This window comes from Streptomyces sp. NPDC028314 (assembly GCF_055565795.1).
Genome location: NZ_JBVHTP010000005.1, coordinates 307,835 through 332,577 on the forward strand (window position 1 = coordinate 307,835; position 24,743 = coordinate 332,577).

The window sequence follows — 24,743 nt, forward strand, 5'->3', positions numbered from 1 at the left end:
CACGGCTGAACCGTTAGACCACGGGGCCGCCCGGGAGGAGACCTCCCCGGGCGGCCCTGTTCCATTGGGCCCCCGGTCCCGGGACCAGGGCCCCGCCCGAGGGGGACCTTCGGCGCCCTCCCGGCGGGCGGCACGGGGAGATAGTGGAACCCGGCGAACCTACGCGACCGTAGGTTCGGGTCACCGCACAGGGACGGACGCACGCTCATGCCCGCGACAGCACACCAGCCCACCGCCGCCCCCGGCCCCGCCGCCTCCCCCGCCCCCGCCCCCGCCCCCGCGCGTGACGGGCTCCCCTGGCTGATCCAGGGCGGCATGGGCGTCGGCGTCTCCGGCTGGCGCCTCGCCCGGGCCGTGTCCGTGACGGGCCAGCTGGGCGTGGTCTCCGGCACCGCGCTGGACGTCGTACTGGCCCGCGTCCTGCAGACCGGCGACCCGGGCGGACACGCCCGCCGGGCACTGGCGGCCTTCCCGCTCCCCGAGCTCGCCCGGACCGCCCTCGACTGCTACTTCCGCGCGGAGGGCCTGCCGGACCCGGCCTCCCCGATGCGGACCACCCCGCGGCTGCGCGCGACGGGCGGGGCCCCCGCGGAAGTCCTCACCGTGCTCGGCAACTTCGTCGAGGTCTGGCTGGCCAAGGAGGGACACGATGGTCTCGTCGGCGTCAACTACCTGGAGAAGATCCAGCTGGCCACCGCCCCCGCGATGTTCGGCGCGATCCTGGCAGGCGTCGACCACGTGCTCGTGGGCGCGGGAGTACCCGGTCAGATCCCTGCCCTCGCCTCACGGCTGGCGCGCTACGAACGCTGCGTGAGCCGGATCGCCGTCGAGGGCGACGAGGAGCCGCTGGAGCACCTCTTCGACCCGGCCGCCCTGCTGGCCGGGCATCTGCCCGGCCCGCTGCGCCGCCCCGAGGTGCTGGCCATCGTGTCCCTGCCGGTGCTGGCCGCCTACCTGGCCCGGGACCCGGCCACCCGCCCCGACGGGTTCGTCATCGAGACCAGCCGGGCGGGCGGCCACAGCGCCCCGCCGCGCGGGCCGATGACCCTGGACGAGGCGGGCGAGCCGGTCTACGGCCCGCGCGACCATCCGGATCTCGCCAAAATGGCGGCGCTCGGGCTGCCGTTCTGGCTCGCGGGCGGCCAGGCGAGCCCGCAGGCGCTGGCGGCCGCCCGCGCGGCGGGCGCGGCCGGGGTACAGGTCGGCAGCGCCTTCGCCCTGTGCGAGGAGTCCGGGATGGCCCGGCACCTGCGCGAGGAGCTGCTGGGCCGGGCCCACTCCGGGACCCTCACGGTCCGCAACGACCCGCAGGCCTCGCCGACGGCGTTCCCCTTCAAGGTGGCGGAGCTGCCGGGCACGGTCTCCGAGCCGGAGGTCGCGCGGGCCCGGCGCCGGGTCTGCGACCTGGGTTTCCTGCGGACTCCCGTACGGGGCGAGCGCGGTCTGGTCTACCGGTGCGCGGCCGAGCCGGTGGCGGCGTACGTCCGCAAGGGCGGGGACGCCGCCGCGGCGGAGGGCAAGCAGTGCCTGTGCAACGGGCTGCTCGCCACCATCGGCCTGGCCCAGCGCCGGCCCGGCGGCCGGGTGGAGCCCCCGCTGGTGACGATCGGCAAGGACCTGTCGTTCCTGCCGCGGCTCTCCCCGGACGCCTCCCCTTATACGGCGGCCGACGTGGTGGCCTGGCTCGCCGGCGGTGTCCGGGAGGCCGCGGCGGCGCCCACGGCGCGGGTGCGGCCCGGTCCGTGACGCCGCGGACGGCGTGAGGGCCCGGCACCACCGCGGTGGTGCCGGGCCCTCACGGGTCAGGAGGCCGGCCGGTCAGCCGATGGAGCGGAAGATGCCGTCGAAGAGGTCAGGCTCCTCGTCCTCGGCGCGCTGCTGCTCCTCGCCACGCTGCTCGTCCTCGCCGCGCTGGTCCTCTTCGCCGCGCTGCTCGTCCTGGCCCGGCTGCTGCTCTTCGCCGCGCTGCTCGTCCTCGCCGCGCTGGTCCTCTTCGCCCCGCTGCTCGTCCTCGCCCCGCTGCTCGTCCTCACCGCGCTGCTCGTCCTGGCCCGGCTGCTGCTCCTCGCCGCGCTGCTCGTCCTGGCCCGGCTGCTGCTCCTCGCCGCGCTGCTCGTCCTGGCCCGGCTGCTGCTCCTCGCCGCGCTGCTCGTCGGCGGCGGGCTCGTCATCGCCCGGACGCGGAGCGGGCGCGACGGCGGGGATCACGGCCGGCGCTACCGCGGGCTTGGCCACGGGCTTGGCGGCCGGCTTGGCCATGGCCGCTGCCGCCGCCTTGGCGGCCGAGGCCACGGCGGGCTTCGCCATGGCCGGCCGGCCGCCCTGCTCGTGGCGGCCGCCCTGGCCGCCCTGGCGGGCGCGGTCCTCGTCGTAGTCGTAGTCGTTGTCGTCGTCGTCCCAGTCGCTGTCGTGGCGGCCGTGGTGCTCGTCATTGGTCGGCCGGAAGTACACCGACCGGACCTCGACGTTGCGCGCGCGCTCGTCCGGGTGCAGGGTGCGCACCGCGCGGCCGTTGCAGCCCTGGCCCTCGTAGAGCACCGCCAGCGACTCGGTCTCGTTGCGCACCTGGGTGGCCGGGCGGCTCCACGAGGTGCCGTTCAGCTCGTAGCAGGTGTCGTTGTCCGACGGCCTGATCTGGCGGCGCTCATCGTCGCCGTCCTCGTCCTCGACGATGTAGTTCAGCCGGCCGAGCGTGTGGCCGTCCCAGTCGTCGTGGTCGTTGGCCAGGGCCTGGCCGGACGCGGGGAGGACGAGGGCGAGAGCGCCTAGGAAAGCCGCAGCAGTGGTGCGAACACGCATGAAGAGTCCGTTTCTCTGGTCGCTGGTCGCTGGACGCCGGGTCCGGTGGCGTCCAGCGGGCAGCGTAGGAGCGGACGGATCTGCCAAAACGTTTCTGCATACGCAGCGCGTTCGAAGGTTCACCCTCCCGGATCGGACGGCCGGGGCCATACGGCAGCCCGCACGGCGCGCCCCGACACGGTCGTACGGGGACCCGCGCACCCGGTGTCCGGATGCGCGGGTCCCCGTACGACGCCGCTCAGACGGAGGTCGGTTCCCCGGCCGAGGCCCGGGCCGGTCCCTGTGCCGGCACCGGCGCCCCGGTCCGCCCGGCCGGGCGGATCAGTGCGACGACCACCAGCGCGCCGACCAGGCCCATCACCCCGGAGGCCACGAAGGTCTCCCGCAGCCCGCTCGCGAAGGCCGTCTCCACCCACGCCCGGGCCTGCGGAGCCGCCGCCAGCAGCCGCCCCGCCCCGCCGGAGGCCAGCTCCTCGGCGGTGCCGTGCGGCTGCCCGGAGCCGCCGAGCCCGTCGGCCAGACCGGACTGGAAGAGGGCGCCGAGCACCGCGATGCCGAGGGCGTTGCCCAGCTGCCGGGCGGTGTTCAGGGCGCCGCCGGCCATCCCCGCGCGGGCCGGGGCCACGGTCCCCATCACGGTGGCGGCCAGCGGCGGGGTGGCCATGCCGACGCCCACCCCGGTGAGCACCAGACCGGGTACCAGGGCCGTCCAGCTGTCGCCCGCGTCCAGCATCCAGGCCTGGAGCAGGGCGCCCGCACCGATCAGCAGCAGCCCGCCGCCGATGGACAGCCGGGCCGGGGCGCCGTGCAGCAGCCGCCCGGCCAGCGCGGAGACGAGGAACCCGGCGAGGCTCAGCGGCACCAGGACCAGGCCGGCCTGGACCGGGCTCATCCCCTCGACGGACTGGAGCCACAGCGAGACGTACATGAGGTAGGAGAACGCGGCGCCGGACAGCAGCAGTCCGCCGGCCATCACGGCCACGAAGGTGGGGCTGCGGAAGAGCGAGAGGTCCAGCATCGGCCGGGCGGTGCGCAGTTCGACGAGGACGAAGGCGGCGAAGAAGGCGGCGCCGAGGCCGAGCATGCCGAGGGTGGCGGCGGAGGTCCAGCCGTTCTCGGCGACGCGGATCAGGGCGTAGGTGACGATTCCGGCGCCGGCCGTGAAGGTGGCCATGCCCGGCAGGTCGAGGCCCTTGGCGTGCGGGTCGCGGGATTCGGTGACGGCCTTGAGGGTGACCCGGACGGCGAGGGCGCAGACGGGCAGGTTGATGAAGAAGATCCAGCGCCAGCCGAAGTGCTCGGTGAGCAGCCCGCCGATGATCGGTCCGGCCGCGGCGGCCGCGCCGTTGACGGCGCCCCAGACGCCGAAGGCGATCCCGCGGTCGCGGCCCTGGTAGGCCCCGCTGAGCAGGGCCATGGTGGTGGCGAACATGGCGGCGCCGCCGATGCCCTGCACGGCGCGGAAGGCGATCAGCATGCCGGGGCCGGTGGCCAGCCCGCAGGCGAGCGAGGCCGCGGCGAAGACCGCGAGCCCGCCGAGGTAGACCCGCCGGCGGCCGATCCGGTCCGCCAGCGAGCCCGCGCCGAGCAGCAGGGCGGCGAGCGCCAGGGCGTATATGTCCATCACCCACTGGAGGCCGGCGAAGCCGGTGTCCATGTCGGTGGCCATGTCCGGAAGGGCGACGGTCACGATGGTGACGTCGACCAGGAGCATGAATGCCCCGAGGCTCACCGCCGTCAAAGGCAGCCACTTGCGCATGGGAGTACTCCTCGGATCAGGAAGGGGGCGGGGCGGGCGCGGCCCCGGTGACCCCAAGGTCTCAGCGCCCCGCGCCCTTCCCCCACCCAGCAGCCCTCCCGTGCCGGATTCCTGTCATGAGGGCGGGTGCGATGATGGAAACCATGAGCGACGTGGAGCTGGACGCACTCGACCGGTCCCTGGTCCAGGCCCTCGTGATCGACGGCCGGGCCGCCTTCAGCCGGATCGCCGAGGTGCTGGAGGTCTCCGACCAGACCGTCGTGCGCCGCTACCGGCGGCTGCGGACCTCCGGCCTGGTCCGGGTCGTGGGACTGCCGCTGGGCAGCCGCGTCGGACTGTTCGAGTCCTGGCTGCGGGTCCAGTGCGCCCCGGACGCGGCGCTCCCGGTGGCCGAGGCGCTCGCCCGCCGCCCGGACATCGCGTGGGTGACCCTGAACTCCGGCGGTACGGAGATCCACTGCATGACCCGGGCCCGTACCCGCAAGGACCGGGACGTCCTGCTGCTGGAGAAGCTGCCGCGCACCCGCCGGGTGACCGGCATCAGCGCCCACACCATCCTGCGGAAGTTCTTCGGCGGGCCCGACGCGTGGGCGGGCATGGACGTGCTGCGCCCCGACCAGATCGCGGCCCTGGAACGGCCCGCGGTCGAGCCGGGGCCCGAGCGGTACGTCCTGGACGAGGCGGAGCTCGCGCTGCTCGGGGTGCTGGGCCGGGAGGGCCGCGCCGGGTATCCGGAACTGGCGCGCGCCACCGGCCTGTCGGAGTCCACCGCCCGGCGCCGGCTGGAGCGGCTGCGCGATCTCGGGGCGGTCTTCTTCGACGTGGAGTTCGTCCCCGCGCTCTTCGGCTACGAGGCGGAGGCGACGCTGGTGCTGAGCGTCCCGCCGGCCCGGCTGGCGGAGGTGGGCAACGCCCTGGCGAGCCACCGCGAGGTGGCCTTCGTGGCGGCCGTGACCGGGTCGGCCTCCTTGATGGCGGTGGTGGTGTGCCGGGACACCGACGCGCTCTACACCTACCTGACCGAGCGGATCGGCTCGGTGGACGGGGTGGGCCAGGTGGAGGTGATCCCGACCCTGCGCAGCGTCAAGCGGGCCGGGATGCTGGTCGAGGGCGGGCGGCTGGTGGATCCGCCGCCCGCCCCCTGAGCCGGCGCGGTCAGCGCAGCAGTACGCCGCCCCCCGCGTCGGTGTCCACCGGCCCCGCGACGAGCCCCAGTTCGGCCGGGGTCGCCAGCAGCGGGTGCGTCGGCAGGATCCGTACCGTGTAGCCGAAGGGCCCCGTACGGTCCAGCGCGAGCGGGCCCTCGTAGACCCAGCGCCCCTCCAGGTCCGGTCCGGCGGCGGGCTTGAGCGGGAAGGCCCGGCCGCCCTGGATCACGTCCTGGGCGTCGACCCGGCCCGCGACCGCCTGTACCTCGACGTCCTCGGGCGCGAGGGCGTCGAGCGCCACCCGTACCCGCAGGGTGAGGGTGGCTCCCAGTTCGGCGGTGCCCCCGACGGGCGCGGCGGCCACGGCCTCCACGTGTTCGACGGCGACCCGCGGCCAGGCGGTCCGGACGCGGCCCTTCCACCCGGCGAGGTCCCGGGCGGCGTCGAGGGTGAGGGCCCGGTGGGAGAGGGCGGCGGGAGCGTAGAGCCGCTCCACGTACTCCCGTACCATCCGCCCCGCGAGCACCTTCGGCCCCAGGGACACCAGGGTGCGCCGGACCATCTCGATCCACCGCGCCGGGAGGCCGGTGCGCCCGGCCCGGTCGTAGAAGCGGGGCGCGACCCGGCTCTCGATCAACTCGTAGAGGGCATTGGCCTCCAGGTCGTCGCGCCGGTCCTCGTCCGTCCCGATCCCGTCGGCGGTGGGGATGGCCCAGCCGAAGTCGGGCTCGAACCACTCGTCCCACCAGCCGTCCAGCACCGACAGGTTGAGACAGCCGTTGAGCGCGGCCTTCATCCCGCTGGTGCCGCAGGCCTCCAGCGGGCGCAGCGGGTTGTTCAGCCAGACGTCGCAGCCCGGGTAGAGCTTCTGCGCCATGGCCATGCCGTAGTCGGGCAGGAAGACGATCCGGTGCCGGACCCGGGGGTCGTCGGAGAAGCGCACCAGTTCCTGCACGAGCCGCTTCCCGCCGTCGTCGGCCGGATGCGCCTTGCCCGCGACCACGATCTGCACGGGCCGGTCCGGGTCCAGCAGCAGCCTGCGCAGCCGTTCGGGATCGCGCAGCATGAGCGTGAGCCTCTTGTACGAGGGCACGCGCCGGGCGAATCCGATGGTCAGCACGTCCGGGTCCAGGACGGAGTCCACCCAGCCGAGTTCGGCGTCGGCGGCCCCGCGCTGCTTCCACGAGGCCCGCACCCGGTCGCGGACCTCCTGGACCAGCTGCTCGCGCAGCACCCGCCGCAGGTCCCAGACCTCCTGGTCCCCGATCCCGGCGACGGCGTCCCAGCGCGGGGAGCCGCCGACGGACAGCGCGTCCTCGGTGCGGCCGGCGCCGATCTGGCGCGCACCGAGCCGGACCACCTCGGGGGCCACCCAGGTCGGCGCGTGCACCCCGTTGGTGACGGAGGTGATGGGCACGTCGGCGGGGTCGAAGCCCGGCCACAGCCCGGCGAACATGCCCCTGCTGACCGCTCCGTGCAGGGTGGAGACCCCGTTGGCACGCTGGGCCAGCCGCAGCCCCATGACGGCCATGTTGAACACCCCCGGGTCGCCCCCGGGGTAGGTCTCGGCGCCCAGTTCCAGGATCCGGTCCACGGGGACGCCGGGCAGCTCGCCGGAGTCCCCGAAGTGCCGGGCGACCAGCGCCCGCTCGAAGCGGTCGATGCCGGCCGGGACGGGGGTGTGCGTGGTGAACACGGTCCCCGCGCGCACGGCCTCGACGGCGGCGTCGAAGCCGAGCCCCTGCCCTTCCAGTTCCCTTATGCGTTCCAGTCCGAGGAAGCCGGCGTGTCCCTCGTTGGTGTGGAACACCTCGGGGTCGGGATGACCGGTGAGCCGGCAGTACGTGCGGACCGCGCGCACCCCTCCGATGCCGAGCAGCATCTCCTGGAGGAGCCGGTGGTCGCTGCCTCCGCCGTAGAGCCGGTCGGTCACCTCGCGGGCGGCGCTGTCGTTGTCCTCGACGTCGGAGTCGAGGAGCAGCAGCGGCACCCGGCCGACGCGGGCCTGCCAGATGTGCGCGTGCAACGCTCGGCCGCCGGGCAGGCTCAGTGCCACCCGGGCGGGGGTGCCGTCCTCCTCGCGCACGAGGGAGACCGGCAGCTCGTTGGGGTCGAGGACGGGGTAGTGCTCCTGCTGCCAGCCGTCCCGGGAGAGGGACTGGCGGAAGTACCCGTGGCGGTAGAGGAGTCCCACCCCGATCAGCGGGACGCCGAGGTCGCTGGCGGCCTTGAGGTGGTCCCCGGCGAGGATCCCGAGCCCGCCGGAGTACTGCGGCAGGGCTGCGGTGATGCCGAACTCGGGGGAGAAATAGGCGATCCCGGCGGGGAGCTCGCCGCCGTTCTCGTGGGTCTGGTACCACCTCCCGCCGTGGACGTAGTCATCGAGGTCGGCGGCGGCGACGGCCAGGCGGCGCAGGAACCGCCGGTCGCCGGCCAGCTCCTCCAGCCGGGCGGCGGAGACGGTGCCGAGCAGCCGGACGGGATCGCCGCCGGCGGCCTGCCAGCCTTCCGGGTCGACGGATTGGAAGAGTTCGCGGGTTTCCACATGCCAAGACCAGCGCAGGTTGCGCGCGAGGTCGGCGAGCGGGAGCAGTGGTTCGGGGAGGACGGGGCGCACGGTGAATCGACGGATAGCCTTCACGTGTTCCACCTTCGCAGGGGATCGCGGACAGGGGCGGCCGCACCACGCTGTGCACCCGCGCATCAACCCCCGGAAGGCTAGCCCCGGGCCCGCCGCCCGGCCATGGCGCCCGGGCCGTGCCGTAGTGGTCCCGTCCGGCCGAAACGATCCGGCCAAGCCCGCCCCGCCACCGCCCGGCCGCGTGCGCCCCGCCGCAGCGGGCACACGGGAATCGACGGGCCGACGCGCCCGAACGAGCGCGTCGGCGAGGCCTCTGTGGCAGGTGGGACAAGGGGTGAGCCCGTGTACATCCGTTAGTCCTTTTCGACTTGACGGAGCCTCGGCGGATGTCGATCCGGGGCTTGGTGATCGGCGTGCCACTACGTACGAGTAGTTAACCGAGCACGCGGATTGGGCGGGGCGAGAGTGGGAAGGGCTCCCCGGGTACACGCACGGCGCACCCGCCCCCGGACTCCGTCCGGGGGAACCCCGCCCACCTCCCGCCACCCGAGTGAACGCGGACAGGAGCGGCCATGCCCGCAGCGCAGCCGTCTTCCGAGCGGCTAGAAACAGAGCGAACAGAGCGTGCACTGCCAGCTGCCCTGACGGCTGGACCCTTGTCACCGAGCCCTGCGAACTGCCCCCAGGTGAGCCCATCATGATCGGTCGCATTCCCGTGCTGGACGTCCGCCCCGCCGTCGACTGCGGCGCCAGACCCGCCAAGGCGGTCGTGGACGAGGTCTTCGAGATCTCGGCCACCGTGTTCCGCGAAGGGCACGACGCTGTCGCCGCCCACGTCGTACTCAGAGATCCGAGCGGGCGGCTGCGGCCCCCCGTCCCCCTGCACGAGCTCGCCCCCGGCACCGACCGGTGGGGGGCCCGGGTGTCCGCCGAGGTCGAGGGGAGGTGGACGTACACCGTCGAGGCGTGGAGCGATCCGGTCGCCACCTGGCGGGCCCATGCCGCGATCAAGATCCCCGCCGGGATCGACAGCGGGCTGACCCTCCTCGAAGGGGCCGAGCTCTACGAGCGGGCCGCCGCCAAGATCCCCAAGCGGGACGGCCGCGCGCACGTGCTGGCCGCCGCCGGCGTCATGCGCGACGAGGACCAGGACCCCGCCGTCCGCCACGCCGCCGCCCTGGCGCCCGAGGTGGACGCCGCGCTCGCCCGGCGCCCGCACCGGGAGCTGGTCACCTCCGCGAAGGCGCTGCCGCTGCTCGTCGAACGCAAACGGGCCCTCTTCGGCTCCTGGTACGAGATGTTCCCCCGCTCGGAGGGAGCGGTGGTGGAGCCGGGATCGGCTCCCGTCAGCGGCACCTTCCGGACGGCCGCCGAACGCCTGCCGGCCATCGCCGCGATGGGCTTCGACGTCGTGTACCTGCCGCCGATCCACCCCATCGGGAGCACCTACCGCAAGGGCCCGAACAACACTCTGTCGGCAGGGAGTTGGGACCCGGGCGTGCCCTGGGCCATCGGCTCCACCGAGGGCGGCCACGACGCGGTCCACCCCGAACTCGGCACCATCGAGGACTTCGACGCCTTCGTCGCCCGGGCCCGCGAGCTCCACCTGGAGATCGCCCTCGACTTCGCCCTCCAGTGCTCCCCGGACCACCCGTGGGTGGAGAAGCACCCGGAGTGGTTCCGCCACCGCGCCGACGGGACGATCGCGTACGCCGAGAACCCGCCGAAGAAGTACCAGGACATCTACCCGATCCACTTCGACACCGACATGGCCGGGATCGTGGAGGAAACGGTCCGCGTCCTGCGGCACTGGATGGACCACGGGGTCCGGATCTTCCGGGTCGACAACCCGCACACCAAGCCTGTCGTGTTCTGGCAGAAGGTGATCGCGGACATCAACAAGTCCGACCCCGACGTGATCTTCCTGGCCGAGGCCTTCACCCGCCCCGCGATGATGCGCGCGCTGGCCGCCGTCGGCTTCCAGCAGTCGTACACGTACTTCACCTGGCGCAACACGAAGGCCGAGCTGACCGAGTACCTGACCGAGCTCTCCGGGGACCGCTCGGCCTCCGTCATGCGGCCGAATTTCTTCGTCAACACCCCCGACATCCTCCACGCGTACCTTCAGCACGGCGGCCGCCCGGCCTTCGAGGTGCGGGCCGTGCTGGCCGCCACCCTGTCCCCCGCCTGGGGTGTCTACGCCGGATACGAGCTCTGCGAGAACACCCCGGTCAAGGAGGGCAGCGAGGAGTACCTGAACTCGGAGAAGTACGAGTTCCGGCCACGCGACTGGGCCGCCGCCGACCGCGAGGGCCGGACCATCGCCCCGCTGATCACCGCCCTGAACCGGCTGCGCCGCCGCAACCCGGCGCTCCAGCAGCTGCGCGACATTCACTTCCACCCGACCGACAACGAACAGGTGATCGCCTATTCGAAGCACGCCGGGGGCAATTCCGTACTGGTGGTCGTCAACCTCGATCCGCACCACACCCAGGAGGCGACGGTCTCGTTGGACATGCCGGTACTCGGCCTCGACTGGCACGGGTCCCTCGCGGTGCGCGACGAGCTCACCGGCGATACCTATCACTGGGGCAGGGCGAACTACGTGCGCCTAGAGCCGGGCCGAACGCCCGCGCACGTGCTGGCCGCTCTGCGACCGTCCCCGCCCACCGGAGGGTCACCCATCACATGATGATCAACGATCCCGTCCACGACACGTTCGAGGACACCCCCGCCAAGGACCGCGATCCCGACTGGTTCAAGCGGGCGGTCTTCTACGAGGTGCTCGTCCGCTCCTTCCACGACACCAACGGCGACGGCGTGGGGGACCTCAAGGGGCTGACCTCCAAGCTGGACTACCTCCAGTGGCTCGGGGTCGACTGCCTCTGGCTGCCCCCGTTCTTCGCCTCGCCACTCCGCGACGGGGGCTACGACGTCTCCGACTACACCTCGGTGCTCCCCGAATTCGGCGACCTCGCCGACTTCGTGGAGTTCGTGGACGCCGCGCACCAGCGCGGCATGCGGGTGATCATCGACTTCGTCATGAACCACACCAGCGACCAGCACGAGTGGTTCCAGCAGTCCCGCAAGGACCCGGACGGTCCGTACGGCGACTACTACATGTGGGCCGACAACGACAAGCAGTACCAGGACGCCCGCATCATCTTCGTCGACACCGAGACCTCGAACTGGACGTACGACCCCGTACGCAAGCAGTACTACTGGCACCGCTTCTTCTCGCACCAGCCGGACCTCAACTACGAGAACCCGGCCGTGGTCGAGGAGATCATCTCGGCGCTGCGCTTCTGGCTGGACCTCGGCATCGACGGCTTCCGCCTCGACGCCGTGCCCTACCTGTACGCCGAGGAGGGCACGAACTGCGAGAACCTGCCGCGCACCCACAGCCTCCTCAAGCGGGTCCGCGCCGAGATCGACGCGCACTACCCCGACACCGTGCTGCTCGCCGAGGCGAACCAGTGGCCGGAGGACGTCGTCGACTACTTCGGGGACTTCGCCAAGGGCGGGGACGAGTGCCACATGGCGTTCCACTTCCCCGTCATGCCGCGCATCTTCATGGCCGTGCGAAGAGAGTCCCGCTACCCCGTCTCCGAAATCCTGGCCAAGACCCCGGCGATCCCGGACCGCTGCCAGTGGGGCATCTTCCTGCGCAACCACGACGAGCTCACCCTCGAAATGGTCACGGACGAAGAGCGCGACTACATGTACGCCGAGTACGCCAAGGACCCGCGGATGCGGGCCAACATCGGCATCCGGCGCCGGCTCGCCCCGCTGCTGGACAACGACCGCAACCAGATGGAGCTGTTCACCGCCCTGCTGCTCTCGCTGCCGGGCTCGCCGGTGCTCTACTACGGCGACGAGATCGGCATGGGCGACAACATCTGGCTGGGCGACCGGGACGGCGTACGCACGCCCATGCAGTGGACGCCGGACCGCAACGCCGGTTTCTCCTCGTGCGATCCGGGCAGGCTGAACCTGCCGGTCATCATGGACCCGGTCTACGGGTACCAGGTCACCAATGTCGAGGCGGCCATGGCGTCGCCCTCCTCACTGCTGCACTGGACCCGCAGGCTGATCGAGATCCGCAAGGCGAACCCCGCCTTCGGACTCGGCTCGTACACCGAACTGCCGTCGTCGAACCCGGCGGTGCTCGCGTTCCTGCGCGAGTACGGGGACGACCTGGTGCTCTGCGTGCACAACTTCTCGCGCTTCGCGCAGCCCACCGAACTGGATCTGCGGTCGTTCAACGGGCGGGTCCCGGTGGAGCTCACGGGAGACGTGCGCTTCCCGCCGATCGGCGAGTGGCCGTACCTGCTGACCCTGGCGGGCCACGGCTTCTACTGGTTCCGCCTGCGGGCCGAGTTGGGCCCGCGGGACAGCAAGGGCGAGTGAGCCCGAGGGGCGCACCCGGGACCCGCGAGCCGCGGCCCGGACGCTCCGGAGGCGAACCGGACCTCCGCTGAAGAACAGGGGGCGGGCGCGCGAATGGGTCAATCGCCCGCCCCTGTACGGATCATCCCTGACCCGACACTCGCCCATCGCCGGACAGCAACCATCGCCATCCGGGACACTCTGCGCATTCTGTGACGGCCCGGGGAAAGGACGCGACGCCATGTCGGAGGCTGCATCCGCCCGGAGTCGCCAGGGCAGCCTGGCCGCGGTCCCGCTCGGACCGCTCGAGCCCATGCTGCGCGCCTGGCTGCCGAGGCAGCGCTGGTTCGCCGGCAAGGGGCGCGCCATCACGCGCCTGCGGCTGGTCTCGGCCGTCGAACTCCTGCCGCCCGAGGCCTCGCCCGGGCTGCTGCACCTGCTCGTCGGCGTGGACGCCGACGGGAGTTCGGACTGCTACCAGCTGCTGCTGGGGGTGCGCCCGAACCTGCCCCCTGCGCTCGCGCCCGCCCTGATCGGGTACGCCGAGCAGGGCCCGTACGCCGGGCAGGCCGTGTACGAGGGACTCGGCGATCCGCGGCTGGCCGCCCTGCTGCTGGAACGATTGCGCGCGCCCGGCGCCCTCGGCCCGCTGCGCTTCGAGCGGGACCCGGACGCGCTGATCCCCGCGGCTCCGGCACCCCGGCCGTTGTCCGGGGAACAGACCAACTCCTCGCTGATCTACGGGGATTCGTACATCCTGAAGGTGTTCCGGCGGGTCGGCCCCGGCGTCAACCCGGACCTGGAGCTGCCCAGAGCGCTCGCCGCCGCCGGCTGCGCCCGGGTGCCCGCTCCGGTCGCCTGGTACGAGGCCGAGCTGCCCGGCGCCGAACCGCTGACCCTGGGCGTGCTCCAGCCGTACCTGCGCGGCTCCGACGACGGCTGGCAGCTCGCGCTGCGCCGGCTCGGCACCGGCGCCGACTTCACCGCCGAGGCCCACGCCCTGGGCCGGGCCACCGCCGAGGTGCACAACGCCCTGGCCGACGCGCTGCCCACCCTGGCGCTCGGCCCCGAGCAGACCGCCCGGCTCGCCGCCGGGATGACGGCCCGGCTGGCCGCCACCGCCCGCGAGGTGCCCGCGCTGCGACCGTACGAGGCGGGGCTGCGCGGGGCGTTCGACGCGCTGGCCGCCTCGCGCGGGGGCGGGGTGCACGCCCAGCGCATCCACGGGGACCTGCACCTGGGGCAGACCCTGCGCACCGCCGAGGGCAGTTGGGCGCTGATCGACTTCGAGGGCGAGCCCGCCCGGCCGCTGGCGGACCGGCGCCGACCCGAACCGGCGGTGCGGGACATCGCCGGGATACTGCGCTCCTTCGACTACGCGGCGCGCTCGCACCGGCCGTTCGCCCCCGCCTGGGCGGACGCCTGCCGGGCCGCGTTCTGCGAGGGCTACGCCCGCACCACCGGCCGCGACCCCCGGGAGGACCCCGTGCTGCTGCGGGCGTACGAGACCGACAAGGCGGTGTACGAGGCCCGTTACGAGTCCCGGCACCGCCCCGACTGGCTGCACGTCCCGATGGCGGCGATCCGGCGGCTGTCCGAACCCCAGCGCCCCGCCCACCGGCCGGGCCACCAGCCGGCCCAGCCCGCACCGGGCTCCGCCACCCCCCACCCGAAGCCCCCGAGGAGGCCGCTCGCGTGAGCGCCGCACGACAGCCGTCACCGACCGTCCGCGACGAAGCCGGGGTCGCACCCGAACCCGTACGGGGGGCCCGCACCCCCCGGGCCCGCCGGACCGCACCGCCCCACGGGGTCCGGCCGGCGCCCCCGCTGGGCGGCGAGGAACGGGCCCGGCTCCTGGAGGGCCGCCACCACGATCCGCACGCGGTGCTCGGCGCGCGGACCCAGCGCGGCGGGGTGGCCTTCCGGGTGCTGCGCCCGTACGCGAAGGCGGTGACGATCGTCGCCAAGGGGCTGCGGGCCGAGCTCTTCGACGACGGCGACGGGCTGTTCTCCGGGCTGCTGCCGCTGACCGGCGTGCCCGACTACCGGCTGCTGGTGGCGTACGACGGCGACGAGATCGAGGTCCACGACCCGTACCGGTTCCTGCCGGCGCTCGGGGAGCTCGATCTGCACCTGATCGGGGAGGGCCGGCACGAGGAGCTGTGGACGGCGCTGGGCTCCGAGCCGATGGAGCACCAGGGCGTGGCCGGCACCCGGTTCACGGTGTGGGCGCCGAACGCCCAGGGGGTGCGGGTCACCGGGGACTTCTCGTACTGGGACTCCGTCGCGTACCCGATGCGTTCGCTGGGCTCGTCGGGGGTGTGGGAGCTGTTCCTGCCGGGGGTGGGCGAGGGCACCCTGTACAAGTACGACATCACGCGCCCCGACGGCAGCCACACCCTGCGCGCCGACCCGATGGCGCGGCACGCGGAGGTCCCCCCGGCGAACGCCTCGGTGGTGACGACCTCCCGGTACGCGTGGCAGGACGACCGGTGGATGGCCGCGCGCGGCGTCCGCCCGCCGCACCAGGCGCCGCTGTCGGTGTACGAGCTGCACCTGGCGTCCTGGCGGCCGGGGCTGTCGTACCGGCAGCTCGCGGAGCAGCTCCCGGTGTACGTGAAGGAGCTCGGCTTCACGCACGTGGAGCTGATGCCGGTCGCGGAGCACCCCTTCGGCGGTTCCTGGGGGTACCAGGTCACCGGCTTCTACGCGCCCACGTCCCGGATGGGGACCCCGGACGACTTCCGGTTCCTGGTGGACTCGCTGCACCGGGCCGGGATCGGGGTGATCGTCGACTGGGTGCCGGCGCACTTCCCGCGCGACGACTGGGCGCTGGCGGAGTTCGACGGGCGCCCGCTGTACGAGCACCACGACCCGCAGCGGGCGGCGCATCCGGACTGGGGCACCCTGGAGTTCGACTACGGGCGCAAGGAGGTCCGCAACTTCCTCGTCGCGAACGCCGTCTACTGGTGCCAGGAGTTCCACATCGACGGGCTGCGGGTGGACGCGGTGGCCTCGATGCTCTACCTCGACTACTCGCGCGAAGAGGGGCAGTGGACGCCGAACGAGCACGGCGGCCGGGAGAACCTGGACGCGGTGGCGCTGCTCCAGGAGATGAACGCGACGGTGTACCGGCGCTGCCCGGGCGTGGTGACGATCGCCGAGGAGTCCACGGCCTGGGAGGGCGTGACCCGGCCGACGGACTCGGGCGGGCTCGGCTTCGGGCTGAAGTGGAACATGGGCTGGATGCACGACACCCTGCGCTACCTGTCGAAGGAGCCGGTGCACCGCAAGTACCACCACCACGACATGACCTTCGGGATGGTCTACGCGTACAGCGAGAACTACGTGCTGCCGATCTCGCACGACGAGGTGGTGCACGGCAAGCGCTCGCTGGTGTCGAAGATGCCCGGCGACTGGTGGCAGCAGCGGGCCGCGCACCGGGCGTACCTGGGCTTCATGTGGGCCCACCCGGGCAAGCAACTGCTCTTCATGGGGCAGGAGTTCGCCCAGGGCTCGGAGTGGTCGGAGAGGTACGGGCCCGACTGGTGGGTGCTCGACGACTCCTACGCGGCGGCCGGTGACCACCGGGGCGTGCGGACCCTGGTGCGGGACCTGAACCGCGCGTACACGGCGGCGCCCGCGCTGTGGGAGCGGGACTCGGTGCCGGAGGGCTTCGCGTGGGTGGAGGCCGATGCGGCGGAGGACAACGTCTTCGCGTTCCTGCGGTACGCGCAGGACGGCTCGCAGCTGCTGGCGGTGTCGAACTTCTCGCCGGTGGTCCGGCACGGGTACCGGCTCGGGGTGCCGGAGGAGGTTCCGCTGTGGCGGGAGGTCCTCAACACGGACGACGAGCAGTACGGCGGCAGCGGCGTGCGCCACCTGCAGCCGCTGCGCCCCGAGCCGGTTCCGGCCCAGGGGCGCGCGGCGAGCCTGCGGATGACGCTGCCGCCGATGGCGACGGTCTGGTTCAGGCCGTAGCGAGCTCGGGTTCCAGTTCCTGGAGCAGCTTGCGCTTGGCGCGGGCCCCGACCATCTGCCGGACGGGTTCGCCGTCGCGGAAGACGAGCAGGGTCGGCATGGACAGCACCCCGTACCGGGTGACGGTGGCGGGGTTGCTGTCCGCGTCGATCTGTACGACCTTGAGCCGGCCGGCCTCTTCGGCCGCGATCGCGGAGAGCACGGGCGCCAGCTGGCGGCAGGGGCCGCACCAGTCGGCGGTGAACTCCACCAGTACGGGCCGGCCCCGTTCGCCGAGCACCTCGGCGTCGAAGTCCGCGTCGGTCACTTCGGCGACGCCTTGAGCCTTCATCGTTGTCCCCATCCCTCTCGTCGGCCTTCTCGTCAGGTCAGTTCGCAGCGGGGTACGGCGGCCTCTCCGGCGGCCTCCTCGGCGTCGGCCAGCTGGCGCGCGACGGTGTCCCGCACGTCGGCCAGCCGCCCGATGAGTCCGTCGAGCTCCGCGAGCTTGCGCCGGTAGACGGCGAGCGAGGCCGGGCAGGAGTCCCCGGCCGGGTGCCCGGCGCGCAGGCACTCCACGAACGGCCGGGTCTCCTCCAGCTCGAAGCCGAAGTCCTGCAGCGTCCGGATCTGGCGCAGCAGGCGCAGGTCGTCCTCGTCGTAGGTGCGGTGGCCGTTGCCGGTCCGCCGGGCGGGCAGCAGCCCGCGCGACTCGTAGTACCTCAGGGTCCGCGTGCTGGTCCCGGCCCGCTCCGCCAGTTCGCCGATGCGCATGTCCCGACCGTAGGCCTTGACGCCGACGTCAAGGCAAGGCGGGCGGGCGGGAGGGAGGATTCGGGGGCCCTCGCTACCCCCGTATGCGAGGGCCCCGGTATGGATCACGTACGGGAAGGATGGCCGGTTCACGGTGTGTGACGCGGATCACTGGACGGGTCTTTCGGTGACCCGGAAATGGATTGGCTTGATCCGTACCCTTGAAATGGATCATCGAACGGATCCGATTACCGGACAGTCGCCGAGAAACCGGCTTAAAACGCCGAACTCGATAGGACTTTCCTACGAGTTATGGGCTTGTTTGAAAGGTATGTAGTCGCCACGCCTTGGCCACTCCTACGGTGTGCTTGTGCACTCCAGCCCTCCTTTCAATGCCCCCGCCGCGCGGCGCTTGCGCGCGGCCCTGGGCATGGCGCCCGGCCACGTCGCTTATGGCCTGCGCGCCCAGTACGGACTGAATGTCGCGCCCGAAACCGTGATGGCCTGGGAGCGTGGCGAGGTCTCACCCACTTCGGTCGAGCTCACGGCACTCGCCGGCGTGCTCTGGTGTTCCCCCGCGGAACTGCTCGCCGAGCCGGTCACCCTGCGGGAGCACCGGATCGCCCGGGGGCTTGCCCCCGAGGACCTGGCCCGGCGCATCGGGCTGGAGGCGAACGCCTACCAGAAGATGGAGGACACCGGCCGCTGGAAGGGCAACGAGCGGCAGTCCGCCACCCTCGCCGCGACGCTGGGGCTGACCCTGTCCCAGTTCGTGACGGCGACCGGCAAGCACGAGGAGCTGGCGGACCTGCTGCGCAGCGCCGTCACCACGCGCTGGCAGGCGTACGGGAAGCCGCTGTCCAAGCTGCTGCCGGTGCCCAGGCCGCACCTGGAGCGGGTGCTGGAGCAGCTGCACGGCGAGTACCAGTCGCGGATGGTGGCGACCTTGAGCTGGGGCGGCGGCGAGGGCTCGGCCGGCACGGGCGACTCCGGCCGGGAGTACCTCGCGGAGATCGTGGAGCGCTTCTGGGCGGTCGCCGGCGGTGCGGGATAGGACACACCCGCCGCCACGCACGACGGCCCCGCGGCGTCCCCGAGGGGAACGCGGCGGGGCCGTTCGGCGGTGGAATCCGGGACGTCGGTCCCGCCGCGCGGGCCGGTCAGAAGACGGACTCGGCCTCGTACATGCGGTCGTCCGGCACGGTCTTGAGCTCGGTGACGGCGTGGGCCAGCGGGGCCATCACGATGTCGGTGCCGCGCAGGGCGGTCATGTTGCCGAACTCGCCGCGGTGGACGCCCTCGACCGCGTGCCAGCCGAAGCGGGTCGCGAGGACGCGGTCGTACGCGGTGGGCACGCCGCCGCGCTGGACGTGGCCGAGGATGACCGGGCGGGCCTCCTTGCCCAGGCGGCGCTCCAGCTCGACGGCGAGGCGGTTGCCGATGCCGGCGAAGCGCTCGTGGCCGTACGCGTCGATCGCGCCCTTCTCGTACGGCATGGAGCCCTCGGCCGGGTGCGCGCCCTCGGCGACGCAGATGACGGCGAACTTCTTACCGCGGGAGAACCGCTCCTCCACCATCTTCACCAGGGCGTCCACCTCGAAGGGGCGCTCGGGCAGGCAGATCCCGTGGGCGCCGCCGGCCATGCCGGACTCCAGGGCGATCCAGCCCGCGTGCCGGCCCATCACCTCGACGACCATCACGCGCTGGTGCGATTCGGCGGTGGTCTTGAGGCGGTCGATGGCCTCGGTGGCGACCATGACGGCGGTGTCGAAGCCGAAGGTGCGGTCGGTGGAGGAGATGTCGTTGTCGATGGTCTTCGGCACGCCCACGACCGGCATCCCGGCGTCCGACAGCATCCGGGCCGCGGTCAGGGTGCCCTCGCCGCCGATCGGGATGAGGGCGTCGATACCGTAGCGCGTGGCCAATTCCTGCGCGTTCTCGGCGGCTTCGTGGAGGCGGGCGCGCTCCATGCGCGCTGAACCGAGAATCGTGCCGCCGCGGGCGAGAATGCCGCTGACGGCATTGATGTCGAGGGGGCGGAAGTTGCCGTCGAGGAGGCCCTTGAAACCGTCCTCGAAACCGATGACCTCGTCTCCGTGCCCGACGACAGCACGGTGGACGACCGACCGGATGACAGCGTTCAGGCCCGGGCAGTCGCCGCCTGCGGTGAGAACTCCGATACGCATCGTGCTGTGTCTCCTGCTCCTGGTCGTACCGGGCCGAACGCGTGCGGGCGGACAGCCGTACATATGAAGGGCGTATTGATGAAGCCTGTCCGATTGTTCCACGGGCCGGGGGCGGGGCGCGCTGCGCACCGCTCTCCCCGATGGGCCTTTCGGCCCCCTGGACAGGCCTTTTTCCCGGCGGGCGGCTTATCCATCCGCAGAGGTATTGTCAAGAGGTCAAGCCCACACTAATGGGACAACCGACTCGCAGACCGCTCGCGGCGCCCAGAACCGCGCCGGAGCGAAACATGGACGGAGAGCACGCGTGACGCGCAGCGTGTACGTGACCGGTATCGAGCGGGGGGACGGCCGCCAGGTCGTCGAGCTGGGGATCATGGAGCTGCTGACCCGCCAGACGGGGCGGGTCGGCGTCTACCGTCCGCTGCTGCACGACGGACCGGACCGGCTCTTCGACCTGCTCAAGGCCCGCTACCGGATCGAGCAGGACGCGGCGACCGCCTACGGCATGGAGTACTACGAGGCCTCGGCGATCCTGGCCGAGAAGGGCACCGACGAGCTGGTGTCCCAGCTGGTCGACCGCTACCACCGGGTGGCCCGCGACTACGAGGTCATGCTGGTCCTCGGCACCGACTACGCCGACACCAACCTGCCGGACGAGCTCGCGCTGAACGCCCGTCTCGCGAACGAGCTGGGGGCCGTGGTCGTGCCCGTGGTGGGCGGCACCAAGCACCCCGCCGAGGCCGTGCGCGCCGAGACCCGCAACGCCTACCGGGCCTACGAGAGCCTGGGCTGCCACGTCGTGGCGATGGTGGTCAACCGGGTGGCCGCCGAGGACCGGGACCTCATAGCCGAGCGCCTGGCCGCCCGGCTGCCGGTGCCCTGCTACGTCCTGCCCGACGACAAGTCGCTCTCCGCCCCGACGGTCGCCCAGATCACCCGGGCGCTCGGCGGCGAGGTGCTCCTCGGGGACGAGGCCGGGCTGGCGCGGGACGCGCTGGACTTCGTCTTCGGCGGCGCGATGCTGCCGAACTTCCTGAACGCCCTGACCCCCGGCTGCCTGGTCGTCACCCCCGGGGACCGCTCCGACCTGGTCATCGGCGCGCTGGCCGCGCACACCTCCGGCACCCCGCCGATCGCCGGCGTGCTGCTCACCCTGAACGAGCGGCCGACCGAGGACATCCTGACGCTGGCCTCGAAGCTGGCACCCGGCACCCCGGTGGTCTCGGTGGCCGGCAACAGCTTCCCGACGGCCGCCGAACTCTTCTCGCTGCAGAGCCGGTTGAACTCCGCGACCCCGCGCAAGCTGGAGACCGCGCTGGGCCTGTTCGAGCGCCACGTGGACACCGCCGAGCTGCGCGGCCTGCTGTCGGTGGCCCGTTCCGAGCGGGTCACCCCGATGATGTTCGAGCACGAGCTGCTGGAGCGGGCCCGCTCCGAGCGCCGGCGCGTGGTGCTGCCCGAGGGCACCGAGGAGCGCGTCCTGCGCGCCGCGGACGTGGTGCTGCGCCGCGGGGTCTGCGACCTGACCCTGCTCGGCGAGGAGCAGGCGATCCTGAAGAAGGCGGGCGACCTGGGCCTCGACATCTCGGGCGCCCAGCTGATCGACCCGGCGACCTCCCCTCTGCGGGAACGTTTCGCCGAGTACTACGCCAAGGCCCGGGCCCACAAGGGCATGACCGTCGAGCTGGCCAACGACGTGGTCACCGACGTCAACTACTTCGGCACCCTGATGGTGCAGGAGGGGCTGGCCGACGGCATGGTCTCCGGATCGGTCCACTCCACCGCCGCGACCATCCGGCCGGCGTTCGAGATCATCAAGACCAAGCCCGAGGCGTCCATCGTCTCCTCGGTCTTCTTCATGTGCCTGGCCGACAAGGTCCTCGTCTACGGCGACTGCGCGGTCAACCCGGACCCCGACGCCGAGCAGCTCGCCGACATCGCCGTCCAGTCCGCCGCCACCGCCGCCGCCTTCGGCGTCGAGCCGCGGATCGCGATGCTCTCGTACTCCACCGGCACCTCCGGCTCCGGCGCGGACGTAGACAAGGTCCGCAAGGCCACCGAGATCGTCCGCGCGCAGCGCCCCGGCTTCGCCGTCGAGGGCCCGATCCAGTACGACGCCGCCGTGGAGCCCTCGGTCGCCGCGACCAAGCTCCCCGAGTCGGAGGTGGCCGGCCGCGCGAGCGTACTGATCTTCCCCGACCTCAACACCGGCAACAACACGTACAAGGCCGTGCAGCGCTCGGCGGGCGCCGTCGCGGTCGGCCCGGTCCTGCAGGGGCTGCGCAAGCCGGTCAACGACCTCTCGCGCGGCGCCCTGGTCCAGGACATCGTCACCACCGTGGCGATCACCGCGATCCAGGCCCAGTCCAAGCCGTCGGCCGGCTGATCCCCGTACGGCACCACCCACCCCCGCACACACGAGAAGGCACCGCACCTGTGACCGCATCGCGCGTACTCGTCCTCAACTCCGGCTCCTCGTCGGTGAAGTACCAGCTCCTCGACATGGCGGACTCCTCCCGCCTCGCCGTCGGCCTGGTGGAGCGGATCGGGGAGGAGACCTCACGGCTCGTCCACGAGGTGCCGGCCCGCCCGGGCGTCGAGGGCGGCAAGCGCGAGCGGCTGGAGCCGATCGCCGACCACCAGGCGGCGCTGGAGGCGGTCGGGGCGGAGCTGAGGGCCGACGGCATGGGCCTGGACTCCCCCGAACTGGCCGCCGTGGGGCACCGGGTGGTGCACGGCGGGACGCGGTTCACCCGGCCGACGGTGGTCGACGACGAGGTGCTGGCCGAGATCCGCAGCCTGATCCCGCTGGCCCCGCTGCACAACCCGGCGAACGTGACCGGCATCGAGGTGGCCCGCTCGCTGCGCCCGGACCTCCCGCAGGTGGCCGTCTTCGACACGGCCTTCCACTCGACGATGCCGGAGTACGCGGCCCGGTACGCGATCGACGCGGCGACGGCGCAGAAGTACTCCATCCGGCGGTACGGCTTCCACGGCACCTCCCACGCGTACGTCTCCCGGGCCACGGCCGGGCTGCTCGGCAGGCCGGTGGAGGACGTGAACGTGATCGTGCTGCACCTGGGCAACGGCGCCTCGGCCTCGGCCGTGCGCGGCGGGGTGTGCGTGGAGACCTCCATGGGGCTGACCCCGCTGGAGGGACTGGTCATGGGAACCCGCTCGGGCGACCTCGATCCGGCCGTCGTCTTCCACCTGGCGCGGGTGGGCGGCCTCTCGGTGGATGAGATCGATTCGCTCCTGAACAAGAAGAGCGGTCTGCTGGGCATGTGCGGCGACAACGACATGCGCGAGGTACTGCGGCGCGCGGGCGAGGGGGACGAGGCGGCGGCGACCGCCTTCGCCGCCTATGTCCACCGTCTGAAGAAGTACATCGGTGCGTACTCGGCGGTACTCGGGCGGGTGGACGCGGTGGCGTTCACGGCCGGGGTCGGCGAGAACGCCTCGCAGGTCCGCGAAGCTGCCGTCGACGGCCTGGCCGAGCTGGGGCTGGCGCTCGACCTGGAAGCCAACGCGGCGCGCTCCCCGGAGCCGCGGCTGGTCTCGGCGGAGTACGCCCGGGTGGCCGTGGCCGTGGTCCCGACCGATGAGGAACTGGAGATCGCCACCCAGGCGTACGCGCTGGTTACCGAGTAGTCACTTGGACTTTCCACCAGACGGAATATTCCGCTACGAAACAAACCGGATAGGATCCGCTTCATGCGCCGTTCCAAAATCGTCTGCACGCTGGGCCCCGCCGTCGACTCGTATGAGCAGCTGAAAGCGCTCATCGAGGCAGGTATGAACGTGGCCCGATTCAACTTCAGCCACGGATCCCAGGCAGAACACCAGGAGCGGTACGACCGCGTCCGGAAGGTCTCCGAGGACACCGGGCGTGCCGTCGGCGTCCTCGCCGACCTCCAGGGCCCGAAGATCCGTCTGGAGACCTTCGCCGAGGGTCCCGTCGAGCTGGTGCGCGGTGACGAGTTCACCATCACCACCGAGGACGTCCCGGGCGACAAGTCCATCTGCGGAACCACCTACAAGGGCCTGCCCGGCGACGTCTCCAAGGGCGACCCGATCCTGATCAACGACGGCAACGTCGAGCTCCGCGTGACCGCGGTCGAGGGCTCCAAGGTCAAGACCATCGTCATCGAGGGCGGTGTCATCTCGGACCACAAGGGCATCAACCTGCCGGGTGCCGCCGTCAACGTCCCCGCCCTGTCGGAGAAGGACGTCGACGACCTGCGCTTCGCGCTGGCGATGGGCTGCGACATGGTCGCCCTGTCCTTCGTCCGCGACGCCAACGACGTCAAGGACGTCCACAAGGTCATGGACGAGGTCGGCCGCCGGGTCCCCGTCATCGCCAAGGTGGAGAAGCCCCAGGCCGTCGAGAACATGGCGGCCGTGGTGGACGCCTTCGACGCGGTCATGGTGGCCCGCGGCGACCTGGCCGTCGAGTACCCGCTCGAAAAGGTGCCGATGGTCCAGAAGCGGCTCATCGAGATGTGCCGCCGCAACGCCAAGCCGGTGATCGTCGCGACCCAGATGATGGAGTCGATGATCACGAACTCGCGCCCGACCCGCGCCGAGGCCTCCGACGTGGCCAACGCCATCCTCGACGGCGCCGACGCGGTCATGCTCTCCGCCGAGTCCTCGGTGGGCGCCTACCCGATCGAGACCGTCAAGACGATGTCGAAGATCGTCACGGCGGCCGAGGAGGAGCTGCTCTCCAAGGGCCTCCAGCCGCTGGTCCCGGGCAAGAAGCCCCGTACCCAGGGCGGCTCCGTCGCCCGCGCGGCCTGCGAGATCGCGGACTTCCTGGACGCGAAGTCGCTCGTCGCCTTCACGCAGTCCGGTGACACGGCCCGCCGGCTGTCGCGCTACCGCGCGACGCAGCCGATCCTGGCCTTCACCACCGACGTCAACACCCGCAACCAGCTCACGCTGAGCTGGGGCGTCGAGTCGGCCATCGTCCCGCACGTGGACAGCACCGACGCCATGGTGGACCTGGTCGACATCGAGCTGCTCAAGCTCAAGCGCTACAACCAGGGCGACATCATGATCATCACGGCCGGCTCGCCCCCCGGCGTCCCCGGCACGACCAACATGGTCCGCGTCCACCACCTGGGCGGCGACGCCTCCCAGGCCTGACCGGCCCGCTCGGCCACGGT

The 24,743-nt window shown here is 72.3% G+C and carries 16 protein-coding genes; 10 read left to right on the forward strand and 6 right to left on the reverse strand.

Going from position 1 to position 24,743, the window contains the following annotated elements; genetic code table 11:
* Nucleotides 1–207: 207 nt before the first annotated feature.
* Complete coding sequence (locus ACZ4TG_RS14840; RefSeq protein ID WP_468162471.1) at nt 208–1,746, forward strand: nitronate monooxygenase; 1,539 nt, start codon at nt 208–210, stop codon at nt 1,744–1,746.
* A 72-nt stretch (nt 1,747–1,818) separates the two neighbouring features.
* On the opposite strand, the gene ACZ4TG_RS14845 is transcribed toward ACZ4TG_RS14840, so the two are convergent.
* Together ACZ4TG_RS14845 and ACZ4TG_RS14850 are read right to left on the reverse strand one after the other, a co-directional pair.
* Nucleotides 1,819–2,799, reverse strand: coding sequence for a hypothetical protein (locus tag ACZ4TG_RS14845; protein ID WP_468162473.1), 981 nt, complete (start codon nt 2,797–2,799; stop codon nt 1,819–1,821).
* Between the two features lie 238 nt (nt 2,800–3,037).
* The gene (locus tag ACZ4TG_RS14850; protein ID WP_468162475.1) at nt 3,038–4,558 is read right to left on the reverse strand and encodes an MFS transporter; all 1,521 of its coding nucleotides are present in this window, start codon (nt 4,556–4,558) and stop codon (nt 3,038–3,040) included.
* Nucleotides 4,559–4,701: 143 nt separating this feature from the next.
* Between ACZ4TG_RS14850 and ACZ4TG_RS14855 the strand changes: the two genes are divergently transcribed.
* Nucleotides 4,702–5,703 (forward strand): Lrp/AsnC family transcriptional regulator, encoded by a 1,002-nt coding sequence (locus ACZ4TG_RS14855; RefSeq protein WP_468162477.1) that lies wholly within the window; start codon nt 4,702–4,704, stop codon nt 5,701–5,703.
* 10 nt (nt 5,704–5,713) lie between these two features.
* Here ACZ4TG_RS14855 and glgP read toward each other — a convergent pair whose 3' ends face one another.
* Complete coding sequence (glgP, locus tag ACZ4TG_RS14860) at nt 5,714–8,347, reverse strand: alpha-glucan family phosphorylase (protein WP_468162479.1); 2,634 nt, start codon at nt 8,345–8,347, stop codon at nt 5,714–5,716.
* A gap of 637 nt (nt 8,348–8,984) precedes the next feature.
* Between glgP and ACZ4TG_RS14865 the strand changes: the two genes are divergently transcribed.
* The 4 genes from ACZ4TG_RS14865 to glgB all read left to right on the forward strand — a co-directional run bounded on the left by ACZ4TG_RS14865 (nt 8,985) and on the right by glgB (nt 16,657).
* Nucleotides 8,985–10,979: an alpha-1,4-glucan--maltose-1-phosphate maltosyltransferase gene (locus tag ACZ4TG_RS14865; RefSeq protein WP_468162480.1), complete on the forward strand. Its 1,995-nt coding sequence runs from the start codon at nt 8,985–8,987 to the stop codon at nt 10,977–10,979.
* Complete coding sequence (treS, locus tag ACZ4TG_RS14870; RefSeq protein ID WP_468162482.1) at nt 10,976–12,697, forward strand: maltose alpha-D-glucosyltransferase; 1,722 nt, start codon at nt 10,976–10,978, stop codon at nt 12,695–12,697. Before ACZ4TG_RS14865 ends, treS begins: the two co-directional genes overlap by 4 nt.
* A 220-nt stretch (nt 12,698–12,917) precedes the next feature.
* Complete coding sequence (locus ACZ4TG_RS14875) at nt 12,918–14,375, forward strand: maltokinase N-terminal cap-like domain-containing protein (protein WP_468162484.1); 1,458 nt, start codon at nt 12,918–12,920, stop codon at nt 14,373–14,375.
* Nucleotides 14,372–16,657, forward strand: a complete 2,286-nt coding sequence (gene glgB / locus ACZ4TG_RS14880) for a 1,4-alpha-glucan branching enzyme (protein ID WP_468162486.1) — start codon at nt 14,372–14,374, stop codon at nt 16,655–16,657. Before ACZ4TG_RS14875 ends, glgB begins: the two co-directional genes overlap by 4 nt.
* On the opposite strand, the gene ACZ4TG_RS14885 is transcribed toward glgB, so the two are convergent.
* The gene (locus ACZ4TG_RS14885) at nt 16,647–16,988 is read right to left on the reverse strand and encodes a thioredoxin family protein (RefSeq protein WP_468162488.1); all 342 of its coding nucleotides are present in this window, start codon (nt 16,986–16,988) and stop codon (nt 16,647–16,649) included. The genes glgB and ACZ4TG_RS14885 overlap by 11 nt on opposite strands.
* A 32-nt stretch (nt 16,989–17,020) precedes the next feature.
* Complete coding sequence (locus tag ACZ4TG_RS14890; RefSeq protein ID WP_468162490.1) at nt 17,021–17,410, reverse strand: MerR family transcriptional regulator; 390 nt, start codon at nt 17,408–17,410, stop codon at nt 17,021–17,023.
* A gap of 349 nt (nt 17,411–17,759) precedes the next feature.
* On the opposite strand from ACZ4TG_RS14890, the gene ACZ4TG_RS14895 reads away from it, so the two are divergent.
* Nucleotides 17,760–18,443 carry a helix-turn-helix domain-containing protein gene (locus tag ACZ4TG_RS14895; protein ID WP_468162492.1) on the forward strand — a complete coding sequence of 228 codons (684 nt, stop codon included), beginning with the start codon at nt 17,760–17,762 and terminating at the stop codon, nt 18,441–18,443.
* 106 nt (nt 18,444–18,549) lie between these two features.
* On the opposite strand, the gene ACZ4TG_RS14900 is transcribed toward ACZ4TG_RS14895, so the two are convergent.
* Nucleotides 18,550–19,575: an ATP-dependent 6-phosphofructokinase gene (locus tag ACZ4TG_RS14900; protein WP_468162494.1), complete on the reverse strand. Its 1,026-nt coding sequence runs from the start codon at nt 19,573–19,575 to the stop codon at nt 18,550–18,552.
* A gap of 304 nt (nt 19,576–19,879) precedes the next feature.
* Between ACZ4TG_RS14900 and pta the strand changes: the two genes are divergently transcribed.
* The 3 genes from pta to pyk all read left to right on the forward strand — a co-directional run bounded on the left by pta (nt 19,880) and on the right by pyk (nt 24,723).
* A complete protein-coding gene (gene pta, locus ACZ4TG_RS14905) occupies nt 19,880–21,961 on the forward strand; it encodes a phosphate acetyltransferase (protein WP_468162496.1) in 2,082 nt (693 codons plus the stop codon).
* Nucleotides 21,962–22,011: 50 nt separating this feature from the next.
* On the forward strand, nt 22,012–23,226 hold the full coding sequence (locus ACZ4TG_RS14910) for an acetate kinase (protein WP_468162498.1): 1,215 nt from the start codon (nt 22,012–22,014) through the stop codon (nt 23,224–23,226).
* Nucleotides 23,227–23,289: 63 nt separating this feature from the next.
* Nucleotides 23,290–24,723: a pyruvate kinase gene (gene pyk / locus ACZ4TG_RS14915; protein WP_468162500.1), complete on the forward strand. Its 1,434-nt coding sequence runs from the start codon at nt 23,290–23,292 to the stop codon at nt 24,721–24,723.
* Nucleotides 24,724–24,743: the final 20 nt, after the last annotated feature.